Source organism: Neobacillus phoenicis (genome assembly GCF_047302305.1).
In the GTDB taxonomy this organism is placed as follows: domain Bacteria; phylum Bacillota; class Bacilli; order Bacillales; family Cytobacillaceae; genus Neobacillus.
The window spans coordinates 3,888,973-3,901,641 of sequence record NZ_CP154847.1 but is presented as its reverse complement, the minus strand read 5'-3'; the positions used below and the strand labels follow the sequence as shown (position 1 = coordinate 3,901,641).

General features: G+C 38.6%; 7 protein-coding genes and 2 pseudogenes. 6 read left to right on the top strand and 3 right to left on the bottom strand.

Annotated elements, in window-relative coordinates; all coding sequences use genetic code 11:
• Nucleotides 1-71: 71 nt before the first annotated feature.
• On the top strand, nt 72-3,128 hold the full coding sequence (locus tag AA0X95_RS20095) for an efflux RND transporter permease subunit (RefSeq protein ID WP_413300955.1): 3,057 nt from the start codon (nt 72-74) through the stop codon (nt 3,126-3,128).
• A 466-nt stretch (nt 3,129-3,594) separates the two neighbouring features.
• On the opposite strand, the gene AA0X95_RS20090 is transcribed toward AA0X95_RS20095, so the two are convergent.
• Nucleotides 3,595-4,494: a TIGR03943 family putative permease subunit gene (locus tag AA0X95_RS20090; RefSeq protein ID WP_413300953.1), complete on the bottom strand. Its 900-nt coding sequence runs from the start codon at nt 4,492-4,494 to the stop codon at nt 3,595-3,597.
• A gap of 12 nt (nt 4,495-4,506) precedes the next feature.
• Complete coding sequence (locus AA0X95_RS20085) at nt 4,507-5,505, bottom strand: permease (protein ID WP_413300951.1); 999 nt, start codon at nt 5,503-5,505, stop codon at nt 4,507-4,509.
• 372 nt (nt 5,506-5,877) lie between these two features.
• On the opposite strand from AA0X95_RS20085, the gene AA0X95_RS20080 reads away from it, so the two are divergent.
• The 5 genes and pseudogenes from AA0X95_RS20080 to AA0X95_RS20060 all read left to right on the top strand — a co-directional run.
• A complete protein-coding gene (locus AA0X95_RS20080; protein ID WP_413300949.1) occupies nt 5,878-7,065 on the top strand; it encodes a GTP-binding protein in 1,188 nt (395 codons plus the stop codon).
• A 26-nt stretch (nt 7,066-7,091) separates the two neighbouring features.
• A complete protein-coding gene (gene rpmG / locus AA0X95_RS20075; RefSeq protein ID WP_088090954.1) occupies nt 7,092-7,241 on the top strand; it encodes a 50S ribosomal protein L33 in 150 nt (49 codons plus the stop codon).
• A gap of 263 nt (nt 7,242-7,504) precedes the next feature.
• Entirely contained in the window at nt 7,505-9,097 is a 1,593-nt protein-coding gene (locus tag AA0X95_RS20070) for a long-chain-fatty-acid--CoA ligase (RefSeq protein ID WP_413300947.1), read from the top strand.
• 57 nt (nt 9,098-9,154) lie between these two features.
• A pseudogene (locus tag AA0X95_RS20065) lies at nt 9,155-9,271 on the top strand (hypothetical protein); the annotation flags it as partial.
• Between the two features lie 427 nt (nt 9,272-9,698).
• Nucleotides 9,699-9,821: pseudogene (locus AA0X95_RS20060) on the top strand (myo-inosose-2 dehydratase); the annotation flags it as partial.
• Between the two features lie 224 nt (nt 9,822-10,045).
• Here AA0X95_RS20060 and AA0X95_RS20055 read toward each other — a convergent pair.
• Nucleotides 10,046-12,616, bottom strand: coding sequence for a substrate-binding domain-containing protein (locus tag AA0X95_RS20055; protein ID WP_413300945.1), 2,571 nt, complete (start codon nt 12,614-12,616; stop codon nt 10,046-10,048).
• Nucleotides 12,617-12,669 lie beyond the last annotated feature (53 nt).

Here is a 12,669-nt window from a genome sequence, read left to right as displayed (position 1 = left end):
GGAAGTTGGTTGATAAACCTATAATGAAAAAAGAGATCTAGTGAAAAGCGAAAAACGGAGGGGAAAGAAAAATGCAGTCGTGGATTAAATTTTCTTTAAAAAATGCAGGGGTTATTTTTATCGCCATGTTAATGGTGATCGCAGGCGGTATTTATTCCGTCAAAACGATGAAGATGGAGTCTATGCCGAATGTCGACATTCCGTATATCATCGTACAGGTTCCATATGTTGGAGCTACCCCTGAACAAGGATTAGAGGATATAGGGAAGCCAATGGAATCAACCTTGTCGGGAATCAAGAAACTAGATAACCTCTATATTGAAGCACACAGCAATGTAGTAGTGGGAATTCTTGAGTTTGAAATGAGCAAGGACATGGATGAAGCCGAAAAGGATGTGACCACAGCAGTCGCATCAATCAAGCTGCCGGAAGGTGCCGAGAAACCACAAATTCTAAAGGATGGTCCTTCTGCTGCACCAGTATTTGAGTTTGCTCTTTCTTCAGATACAGCTAATCAATCCGATTTGACACAATATATTAATGAACATATTAAGCCGGCTCTAACAGGAATTGATGGTGCTGGTGCAATTGAGATTTCTGGTGAGACAGAAAAGCAAGTAGCAATCAAACTTGATCCGGAAAAGATGAAGAGTTACGGGATTACATATGAGACCGTCAAACAAACATTTTTAGCTCATCATTTTTCATTTCCTGCTGGTCAAATGAATGTAGAGGATAAAACATTAAATGTTCAAGCTGATTTTAAGCTTGGTTCGGTAAAGGATGTACAGGATATCCAAATTTTGGCCCAAGGGTCAACTGGTATCCAAAAGATCAGCCTTTCAGAAATCGCCGACGTTTCCTATAGCAATAAAAAGGAAACCGTTTATACCCGCTTAAACGAAAAGCCGGCTGTTTTAGTGGAAATGAAGGCGCAAGCAGGTTCCAATACAGTTGAAGTAGTGGGGCAGGCAAAGGAAAAGCTGGATGCGTTAGATCTTCCTGCCGGCTATAAATTAACCAAATTATACGATACCTCAAAGGAAGTCAAAACATCTGTCAACGGGATGCTGCGCGAGGTATTGCTTGGTACTTTGTTTGCAGTGATTGTAACGTTCTTATTTTTAAGAAATATTAGAGCAACAATTGTTGCCGTTTTATCTATACCATTATCTATTTTGGCTTCTATGGTCACCATGAAATATTTGGACTATAGCTTAAATATGATGACCCTTGCTGGAATCGCTGTTGCTGTCGGCAGGGTCATTGACGACTCGATTGTGGTCATTGAAAATGTATACCGTCGAACCTTAACGAGCACAAGACGCGATGAGCGAATGGTGTTAACAGCATCCAAAGAAGTGGGAGGAGCGATTACTTCCTCCACACTGACAACCATTGCCGTATTCGGACCACTTTCCTTTGTACCAGGGATAATAGGCCGGTTCTTTGCACCGTTTGGCATCACGGTCATCGTGGCGCTGGCCTTTTCATTGATTGTTTCACTAACGGTTGTACCGTTGTTGGCAAAATTATTCTTACTAAAGATCAAGCATAAAGAAGTGAAAGAAAGTTGGTTTGAAAAAGCATATAAGCATACTTTGACATGGGTATTAAATAAACGAGCGGTCACGATTGTAATAGCAGTAGTGTTGTTTGCTGGATCGCTCGCACTGGTTCCCATGATTCCGAAGAATTTTTTACCACAGGAAAAAGCTGTTTCCTACCGGTTAACTGGGGATTTACCAGCTGGAACCTCACTGGTAAAAGCGAACGAACTCGCTGTCAAGGTTGAAGAAGTACTTGCTCAGGAAAAACAAATTAAAAATGTGCAAACAATTGCTAATGGGGAACATATTCGCTTTTCCATTGATTTAAACGATAACATAACCAAGGCACAGACCAATGATTTTGAAAAGAAGGTTAGGACAGAAGTAGAGAAACTGGACGATCAAATGAAAGTCGCCCTCGCACCAGTGGGGATCGTTGGAACGAGCGGTTTAGCGTTAATGGTCGAGGGAGCGAATGCTAAAGATTTAGAGACTGCCGGTAAAATGATTGTAGAAAAAATTAAAGATATTAATGGGTTGGAAAATGTCGAATCGAACCTCTCTAGCGTGAAGGAACAGCTTCAATTGAAGATTAATGACCAAAAAGCGGCAGAAAAAGGCTTAAGTCCAATTATGGTTGCAGGATTCGTTAGACAGTTGATTTCAGGCGATCATGTGGGCGATATGCAAGTGGAAGGGAAAACAACCAGTGTTAATTTGTTATTGGCGGGAGACCCAGCCCATTCGATTCATGATATTATGAGCCAAACGATTATGAATCCGCTGGGGGTTCCAGTCACTTTATCAGATGTGGCGACTCTTACGAAGCAGCCAAGTCCATCCGCATTGTACCGATTAAACCAGCAGCAATATGTACAGGTTTCTGGCCGTATCACTACGGATAATACTTCTGGTGTGCAAGCAGAGGTCGATAAGCGTCTTAAAGAGTTAGACTTACCAAAGGGAATTACCTATCATTCAGAAGGCCAAGCGCAAGCGATGAATGAAGGATTCACAAATATGACGATTGCGATGGCTGTTGCGGTTGTGTTGGTATTCATTGTCATGCTTGTTGCGTTTGGAAATATGTTGATGCCATTGTCGATCTTGTCATCCTTGCCATTCTTGTTCTCTGGTGGATTGTTGGGCTTATATCTTACTAATCAAGCACTCGGCATGCCAGCATTGGTTGGCTTCCTCATGTTAATCGGAATTGTGGTGACCAATGCGATTGTGTTAATGGAACGTGTGAAGCAGAATGAGAAGAAGGGCATGGAGATCAAAGAGGCATTACTTGAAGCAGGTAAGACACGTCTTCGCCCGATTTTGATGACCGCGCTAGCGACAATTGGTGCGCTGTTACCTTTAGCTTTGTCCAGTGAGGGTGGATTAATTTCAAGGTCTTTGGCGATTGTCGTTATTTCCGGGTTGCTGACATCAACTTTGTTAACATTGGTGATTGTACCAACGACGTATCATATTTTGAGGTCTGTTAAGGCGAGATTTAGCAGAAAGAATGAGGCCACAGTGTCTGCGGTTACAAGAAGTGTGTCCAAGATTACCGGGCTTTTGAAGTGATGAGTAGAGGTAGGAGGGAGAAGTGTTTAATAAGCACTTCTCTTTTTTAAGAAAGGAATCTATAAGTTTCGGCAACCAAGGTAAGGTGCTTGTACTTTTCTAAAATGATAAGAAAGTAAAAATTCCGACTTCGAGAATTGTCCAGCTCCAGCGCCTAGCCAGTTTTCATCCTGAATAAATTTCCTTGAGTAATTGTAACAATCATGGCTTAATAAAGCATGATTGTTACAGCTCGGGTCAAATAACCTTCTGCAAAAAAGTCAAAGAGCAACTTTTCTCGCAGAAGGTTATTTGCCTGTCGGGGCTGATCAAGGCGCTTGCGCTTTTCTTATGTGCAAAGGCTTTTTAGTAACGCAAAAACACCTCCGAATTGTACTTTTATTAAATGTATCATTTCGAAGGTGTTTTATAGTGTCTCATTTCACTTAGGTTAGTCTTAACCAAGACAGATTTTAGGTATCCATTTCTATAGGATTCTTACACTAATAGGGTACAGATAGGGGGCTGTTGGTTCCTTTATTTCCTTCCATTCCGTAATTTTAATAAAAGGAAGCTCGGTCCCATTAAATGTCGTGGTATCCAAAATCCCTCGTGCTTCAATCCAAGTATTCTCTTCAAGTGTTGAGGCCTCTGGCAATTCTGACATAAATCCAATAATATTTGCATCCGCCGCGCAATGTGTAATTAAAAATCTTGCTAAGACAAGCTGGTTTTGTTCAAGTCCTTGGTCCCTATAAACAAACCCTGTTAATTCAATTTCTCTCCCTTTAAAAGTTGGGAGGTCCATATGTATTTCTTCATAGTAAGCAGAAAAAACATCATCGTTCATCTTAATAATAGGGCTCTCTATTAAACTTTGTTTTAATTGTTCATATTCTTCCTTTGACAATTCCTTAGAATTTCCGATTTTGACAGGGGTTGCATTAGGAACTTCTTGGTTACTATTCTTTTTCTTTTCTTCTTTTAATATCTTTTGATTAGATAAGACTGCCATCCCGCCTTTTTTATCTGCGATGGAAGCATCAAGTACTTTTGCAGGAAACAATAATCCTGTAATCAATGGAAAAATAATAACAAGATAACCGATTAATTTTTTTGTATTAAAAGGAGTGTTTCCATGATCGTGACTGCAGTCGTGGTCATCGTGTTGACAATGGTGATGATGCCGGTTTTCCTTAGCGGTCCAAATTCGTGTGACTTGGATGAAAAACAAAATTAAAAATAATACGGATGCGGCTTGGCTTAATCCTTGGTATTTAGGGTTTATGAACTTTGTAATTTCACCGGTAAAATGCAATTTAAAAAGCATGACTGAAAAACCAAGCAAAATAAACGATCGAAAAGCCTGCTGAGCATGAAATTTCACGATTTTTCCTCCCTACATAAAGCCTTGCAATAGAATGATCGTCATAAAGACGGCTGAAATAATTAGTACCAAAACCCCGAAAACAAACTTTACTCGGAATACGCTCAGCATCATTATGGTATTTTTAAAATCCATCATTGGCCCAAATATTAAGAAACCTAAAATAGCTGAAGTTGGGAAAATGCTGCTGAATGAAGCCCCGATAAAGGCATCTGCTTCAGAACATAGGGATAAAACATAAGCTAAGCCCATCATGACAAATAAGGACGATAGAGTTCCACTACCAGCTTCCAAAAGAGCTTTTGCGGGAACGTAGGTTTGAACAAATGCAGCTAATAAAGCCCCAATAATTAGGTATTTTCCCATATCAAAAAATTCATCAATAGAATGGGTCAGCATGTCCCAAAATCTTTTTGAAAAACCTTCCTTTTTAGAGTGTGAGTGCATGTGGCCGGTAGAAATGGAAGATTTTAATTGAGTGCCTTTAAAAATCAAACTAACCAAATAAGCGACTATCATCGCAATGACAAAGCCTAGACCCATCCGTAAACCTGCGATTTTATAATCGTTCCCAAACGCCATATATGTAGAGGCAATTACAATAGGATTAATTAGCGGTCCAGTCAGCATAAAGCCAATAGCAGCATGAATGGGCACCCCTTTACCGACAAGACGACGGACGATAGGGACAATACCGCATTCACAAGCTGGGAAGAGGGCCCCGATTAAACAACTCATGATGATTGCTAAAAACCTATTCTTAGGAATCCACCGCTCTATATGCTCTTCTGTCACAAAGACTTGAATAGTTCCAGCAATAAGAACGCCTATTAAAACAAAAGGAAGTGACTCTATTAAAATACTTAGAAAGATGGTGTTGAGATTTAACAACGAAGGAGAAAGATTGACTGGTAATTGAAATCGAAAACTGAAAGATAATAACATCAGTGCTAAACCAATGATGATTATACTTGTAATATCTATGATATTTTTTTGAAGAATACGATACATCGGAAACCTCCCATAAATTTTGTTAACCACATTATTCACTGTTGAATAAATCGTAATTATTTCGCTTTAAATTCTAAATTAACCCTATGAATTTGTAAATAAAATTATGAATGTTTTATTTTTGTAAATTCGGAACTGTGAATTCTTATTATAGGAATAGAACTATTGGAGTGTTATATATAAAAAAACTTGCATTTAAGAAAAAAATTTATTATGATGTTAATCGTAATTATTACGATTTAAGTATGTTTGACGAACATAGCAAGCAAGCTATAAATTCTTTGAATCGAGGACATATGGAAGAAGAAATAATAAATAATCTATATTCTTTAAATCGTAATGATTTTGATTTATAAAATGAGGTGAAAAGAAATGAATAAAAAAATACCAGTTACTGTGCTTAGTGGTTATTTAGGCTCAGGGAAAACAACATTATTAAATCATGTACTGACCAATCGCGAGAATAAAAAGATTGCCGTAATTGTGAATGACATGAGCGAAGTGAATATTGATGCATCATTGATTAAACAAGGAGGTTTCTCAAGAACTAATGAGAAATTGGTGGAGCTTCAAAATGGATGTATCTGCTGTACATTAAGAGAAGATTTAATGATTGAAGTAGAACGGCTGGTTCAGGCTGGGGATATTGACTATATCTTAATTGAATCCTCTGGAATTTCTGAGCCTGTTCCAGTGGCTCAGACTTTTACATATGTTGATGAAAATCTAGGAATCAATTTAACCGACTATTGCAGGCTTGACACAATGGTGACAGTCGTTGATGCGAATCGTTTTTGGCATGATTTTTCATCTGGTGAAAGCTTATTGGATCGTAAGCAAGCAACGGATGAATTAGATACGCGTGAAGTGGTAGACTTATTGATCGATCAAATTGAATTTGCCAATGTGTTGGTCTTAAACAAAATCGATTTAGTAGATAAGGAGAGTGTACTTGAACTAAAAGAGGTTCTTCATAAACTAAATCCAGAGGCAAGAATTATTGAGAGTGCCCATTCACAAGTAGACTTAAATGAAATTTTAGATACAAAATTATTTGATTTTGAAGAGGCAAGTCAAGGGGCGGGCTGGATCAAGGAATTAACAGAAGAACATACTCCGGAAACAGAGGAATATGGTATTTCATCCTTTGTCTACCGCAGGAGGAAACCATTTCATCCAGAAAGATGGATGCAATGGCTGGAAGATTGGCCGGTGGATGTCGTTCGAGCTAAAGGATTCTTTTGGCTGCCAACCCGAAATGATATGACAGGTTTGTTGTCACAAGCTGGACCTTCAATCATGCTTCAGGGAGCAGGTGAATGGCTCGCGGCTTATCCTGAACAGGAAAGAAATCAAATCCTTAAGGAAGAACCAGAGCTATTGGAAAATTGGGATGAAGTATTTGGCGATCGGATGACAGAACTTGTTCTAATCGGGATTGATATGAATCGCGAAGAAATCGAGGCTTCCTTAGATCAATGTTTATTAACAGATGAGGAAATGAAAATGGACTGGCAAGTATTTAACGATCCGCTTCCAGCCTTTACCGTTTCCGCGTAAAAAACTAAACTGGGAGGAAATAAAAAATGAGAGTAAAAATCACGTTAGCATGTACAGAAACAGGAGACCGCAACTACATTACCACCAAAAATAAGAGAAACAATCCAGACCGTATTGAACTGATGAAATACTCGCCACGTTTAAAGAGACGTACGTTACACCGAGAAACAAAATAATCACTCAAAACCCTGTAGATTTTATTCTGAGGAGTTATGGTTATGGTACTATCGAAAAACAGAGCACAACCATCCCACTGCTAAGCAGTGGGATTAAAGTTATATTCGAAACCTTCCCGTTAGCCCCAAAAACAATGTTTACTACTTCTTCATCAATATTTTCTTTTGCTGGGATATGATTTTTTAATAATCTTAGAGGAATAAATTGGAACAACAGAGAAGGTATTATAAGAATTTTCTAAAAACATTAAAGGAGGGATTATATGTTTTCACCACTAACACCACTGGACTGGAAACGGAGAGCAATCAAGTATTATCCAAATAAGACAGCAGTGATTGATGGTGACAAAGAATTTACATACGAAGAATTTGGACAACGTGTCGACCAGCTTTCTACTGCATTGTATCACGATGGAATTCAAGAAGGAGACCATGTTGCTGTCATGCTGCCAAACACTCATTATATGTTGGAGTGCTTTTATGGGATTTGTCAGCTTGGTGCAGTGATGGTGCCGTTGAATTATCGATTATCTGCAAAAGATCTGGAATACATTATCAAGCATAGCGATGCAAAAATGTTAATTGTCGATGAAGAATTTGCTAAATCGATAGAGGAAATCGTCGACCACCTTTCATTAGAGCAAATTGTCATTGTAAGGGTACCGGGCCATAATACTACATTAAAAGGCGTGGATTATGAGAACTTTATTCAGCATGCTATGGAAAAGGAGCAATTTCCCTCTATTCAAATCGACGAAAATCAGCTGCTTACATTAAATTATACGAGTGGAACTACTTCTAATCCAAAAGGTGTTATGCTTACCCACCGCGGAAATTATATGAATGCTGCTAATTTCATGTACCACCTAGGTGTAAATCAAGACGATGTATATCTGCATACATTGCCAATGTTTCACGCGAATGGATGGGGAGGAGTTTGGGCCATAACTGCCGCCGGTGCGACCCATGTTTGCTTGCGCAAGGTCGACCCACCATTAATCCTTGATTTATTTGAAAGCAAAAAGATTTCATTGCTATGTGGGGCACCAACTGTCGTAAATATGCTTATTAATGACCCAAAAGCACAAGAAATAAAAGTGAAGACGCAGCCTCGCATGGCGACTGCAGGCGCACCGCCTGCAGCTGCTCTGATTCAAAAGGCACAGGAAGTCTTAGGTTTAAATATGATCCATGTGTATGGTCTGACAGAAACTTCACCATTTATTCTTTATTGCGAATGGAAAAGTGAATTTAATACAAAATCCACTGATGAACAAGCCGCAATTAAGGCGAGACAAGGGATTGAGCTCGCGTTTAATGGAGAAACAAAGGTGGTTCGCCAGGACGGAGAAGAAGTGGACTGGAATGGAAGAGAGTTAGGGGAAATCGTTACTCGTGGTAATGTCGTAATGTCAGGATATTATAAAGATCCGCAAAATACAGCCGCAGCGATTAGAGATGGCTGGTTCCACACCGGAGATTTAGCGGTCACGCATCCGGATGGGTATATTGAAATTCAAGACAGAGCCAAAGATTTGATTATTTCCGGCGGAGAAAATATTTCTTCTACAGAAGTAGAAGGTGTGTTATACAAGCACCCGGCTGTATTAGAAACGGCGGTTATTGCCATTCCCCATGAAAAATGGGGCGAAGTACCAATAGCAATTATTGTACAAAAGCCGGGGGCAGTGGTTACGGAAGAGGAAATCATTCAATTCTGCAGAAATAACATGGCCCACTTTAAAGCACCTAAATCAGTTGAATTTGTAGAAGCATTACCAAAAACCGCTACTGGGAAACTGCAAAAATACCGTTTGCGTGAGATGTACTGGAAAGGGCCTAAGAAGGTAAATTAAGAAATTAATTTTAAACCAAAGACAAGGATGAACTGTGACTTATAAAATGGGCAGCCTTTTACAACTCAATTGATGTCATTTCTTAAAGAAAAAAGGCCGGATCAGGCAGTTCGACGACTGGCAACCTATACAGATGAATATATTGAACTGTTTACTCAACTCTCAGTACGATATCAACATTGTGCTAAGATTGATACCATCGTTGTTGGTGATATCGACATTGAGAAGCTGAGAGGTTCTAGGAATTCTGGTTCGTTGCGCCTATTACGCGATAAAAGACCTTATTTGTATCAAATTGAATGGATGGATCAACTTAAATCAAGATTAAGGTATTTATTACTTAGGGTGTCAAGCACTAGACTTGAATTTGGTGCTTGGCACTTTTTTTCGATACCACATTAGCAGATTCAATTTTAGCAAATACATGATCTCTAATTGTCTACACTACTTCACGAGTACGAATCCACACATCCGTTGCAATTTTTGGGTTAAATCCCATCTTCAAATTCGTACTGTTTTACTTTAACATTTGCTAGTAAATGAATTACAGAACGATCCTGTTATATTTCTTTTTAGTTTGATGAACAACATTACAGGTAAAGTGAATACAGAGAAAGAATGGAAGCTTTTAGTTGATGGTTTACACCATTTAGGAAGCCTTGCTGCGGAGAAGGAAATGAAGATCGTTTATCATCACCATATGGGAACAGGGGTAGATATAACAATGTTAAGTTCTAAATTAACCAATCACATTTTGTAGAATAATAGACTTTTTCCTGGAAAATTTTCTTTCATTGTTCGACAAATTCAGTTATCAATCCTCCTTCAAATTTATCAAACTCGACTATATTAGGCGTTAAAATAAAAAAAGGAGGGCCATCCGTTATTTGGAAGTGCGCCCTCCGGTATCGAGAATTCTGCAGGCGGTTTATCTTTCTTGAAATGGCATCAATTAAAATAATGAAAGTACTCTTGAATCTCTTCTGGAGCATCTTGACGATAGGCCAGCTTCCAAACTGTTAAAATATTTTCCTTTGTTACTTTCATCGACGGAACAACATAGAAAGGAGCCACTTCCTTACCAAGTAATGAATATCCCGCAATGAGGGCTTGGGCAACTCCATTTTCATAAGGTAATTGTGCTCCAAGACCTTTTACATTTCCTTCAGAAGCAATTTCAACCGCCACATTCGTTCCCAAATCAACGGTCGTAATGACCAAATCATTTTTTCCTGCCTTACGAGCTGTAGCTAATACTTCTTCGGCTGGTACATCCCAAATCGCAAAAATACCATCTAAATCAGGGTTTCTTGCTAACATGCCTGAGGCAACCTTTTCAGCATCTTTTGGAGTCGTAATGCCATCACGCGCAACAATTTCAATGTTTGGATATCTTTCTCTAATTGTAGCTTCAAATGCTTCAACACGCTGGTTATTTACAAAGAAATCAACATTATGGAAAATAACACCAATCTTACCTTTTCCTTTTAGCTCATCACCCATGACTTCTGCGGCGAAAATACCATTACCATAATTGTCCGATGTCACAACACTTACATAATCTTTACCGAATTCCAAGCCTTCTGGCATGCTATCCATAAAGATTAATTTGATACCTGCTTCGCCAGCCTTTTTATATGCGGGAGGAGTAGCAACTGGATCAACCGGTAAACTGACGATAACATCTGGTTTTTTAGCTATAATGTTTTCAAGATCAGAAATTTGTTTTTCAGCATTAAAATATGCATCAGTCACAGTGACCACTTCGATACCCATTTTTTCAAAAGTATCTGTCAAACCATTGACGATCGCCGCTGAAAAATCATTATCTGTAAAGTGCATCGCAATAGCAGCCTTATATTTCTTTTCTTTAAGCTTTTTCAGGTCTTTCAAAGATAATTGGAGTGTTTTGGCCGAAACAGCCTGCTCTCCATGCGGCCCTGTACTTAAAATTTTATCCTCGGGAATATTTTGATTAATCGTACTATGCAGTGTCTCTCTTATGATGGTTAAAAATTCTTTAACATTAAAGGGTTTTATCACATAATTATCAAACCCCTTGTCTATTGTATACTGAATATCCTGCGGTATTGCATTGGCACTTACAGCAATTACTGCAATATCTTTTGTTTGTTTAAGCTTTTTTAACCTATCAAAAATATCATAGCCATGGGTATCGGGAAGGTTTAGATCCAGCAGAATCAAGTCCACTTTTTCACTCAATGCCATTTCCAATCCTTCTTTTCCAGTCCGAGCTGAAAAAAGCGTATAGGCGGGCTGCGATTTCATGATGTTTCTTACTAGGTTCATGTTAGACTGGTTATCCTCAATATACAGCAAACAGAAATGCTCGTCCTTACGGGTCTTTTCCTGAATCAGTTCAACCTCTTCTCCCCATCGTATGACAGCCTTTAAATCGTGTGGAAGCGGCAGACTAAAACAAAAATCACTGCCTATTCCTTTCTCACTTATTACGCTAATTTTCCCCCCCATTAGTCGGACGAGCTGTTTTACCAAAGACAATCCAATGCCTGTCCCTTCCTCTTGTGTCCCTTCTACTCTGTAAAAGGGTACAAAGACTTTATGATATTCTTCATCAGAAAGTCCGACTCCTGTATCCGCAATATGAATGATTTGTTCGTTTCCTTTCACATAAGAGAAGATCATCACTTTACCGCTATCCCGGTTATATTTAATTGCATTATCGAGAAGATTAAGCACAATTTGTTTAAGGCGTTTTGGATCGGCAAGAACGAAAGTATTTTGCCGTTGATCCAATTGGTTATGAATGCTGATACTCTTTTTCTTGGCCACAGGCTGCACGATACTAATACATTCATTGATAATGGTCAGCAGATCAACCTCTTCTATCGCCACTTTTAATTGGCCTGTCTCTATCCGTGATATATCTAAAATATCATTAATTAAACTTAATAAATGTCTTCCTCCGCGTAAAATCTCCTGGACAAAATCATGCTGCTCTTCATTTAATGTTTCATCGATTTCTAATAACTGAGCAAAGCCAAGAATTCCATTTAATGGTGTTCGGAGTTCGTGACTCATTTTGGAGAGAAAGTCTAATTTGGCCATATTAGCTTTTTCCGCATCTTCTTTGGCTTGAATAAGAGCATTTTTAGTTAATTTTCTTTCAGTAATATCAGAAATTGTTATTAGGGCAGCATGTCCATCATTTATGTTAAGAGGAGTCGAATTCATAGAAATCCATTTAGTGTCAAGATCTGGTCTTTTTACTCCGATAACAAAATTGTAAAAAGGAATGCCTTGTTCTAGTGTAATCGAACTTGGTAACTCCGAATAGTGTAAACGTCTTCCGTCTTCTCTTATAAAATGATTTTGCTTGATGATGGCTTCTGTTAATGACTCCGTTTGAATCCCAAGTATTTTTTCAACATTGTCATTTAGAGCAGTGATTTTACCCGACTTTTCTTGAATAAGTACGCATTCTGACATCGTCCGAAGAACTTCTTTATACAGGTTTTCGTTATGCTTTAGTTCCATTATTTCATCATTCCTTTGAGCGGAAAGCTCCTTAGTTCTATAGTCAGATTATA

What these genes read in the sequence shown, in the direction of transcription:
- AA0X95_RS20095 (WP_413300955.1), top strand. Translation starts at nt 72, where the DNA reads ATGCAGTCGTGGATTAAATTTTCTTTAAAAAATGCAGGGGTTATTTTT.
- AA0X95_RS20085 (WP_413300951.1), bottom strand. Translation starts at nt 5,505, where the DNA reads ATGTATCGTATTCTTCAAAAAAATATCATAGATATTACAAGTATAATC.
- AA0X95_RS20080 (WP_413300949.1), top strand. Translation starts at nt 5,878, where the DNA reads ATGAATAAAAAAATACCAGTTACTGTGCTTAGTGGTTATTTAGGCTCA.
- rpmG (WP_088090954.1), top strand. Translation starts at nt 7,092, where the DNA reads ATGAGAGTAAAAATCACGTTAGCATGTACAGAAACAGGAGACCGCAAC.
- AA0X95_RS20070 (WP_413300947.1), top strand. Translation starts at nt 7,505, where the DNA reads ATGTTTTCACCACTAACACCACTGGACTGGAAACGGAGAGCAATCAAG.
- AA0X95_RS20055 (WP_413300945.1), bottom strand. Translation starts at nt 12,616, where the DNA reads ATGGAACTAAAGCATAACGAAAACCTGTATAAAGAAGTTCTTCGGACG.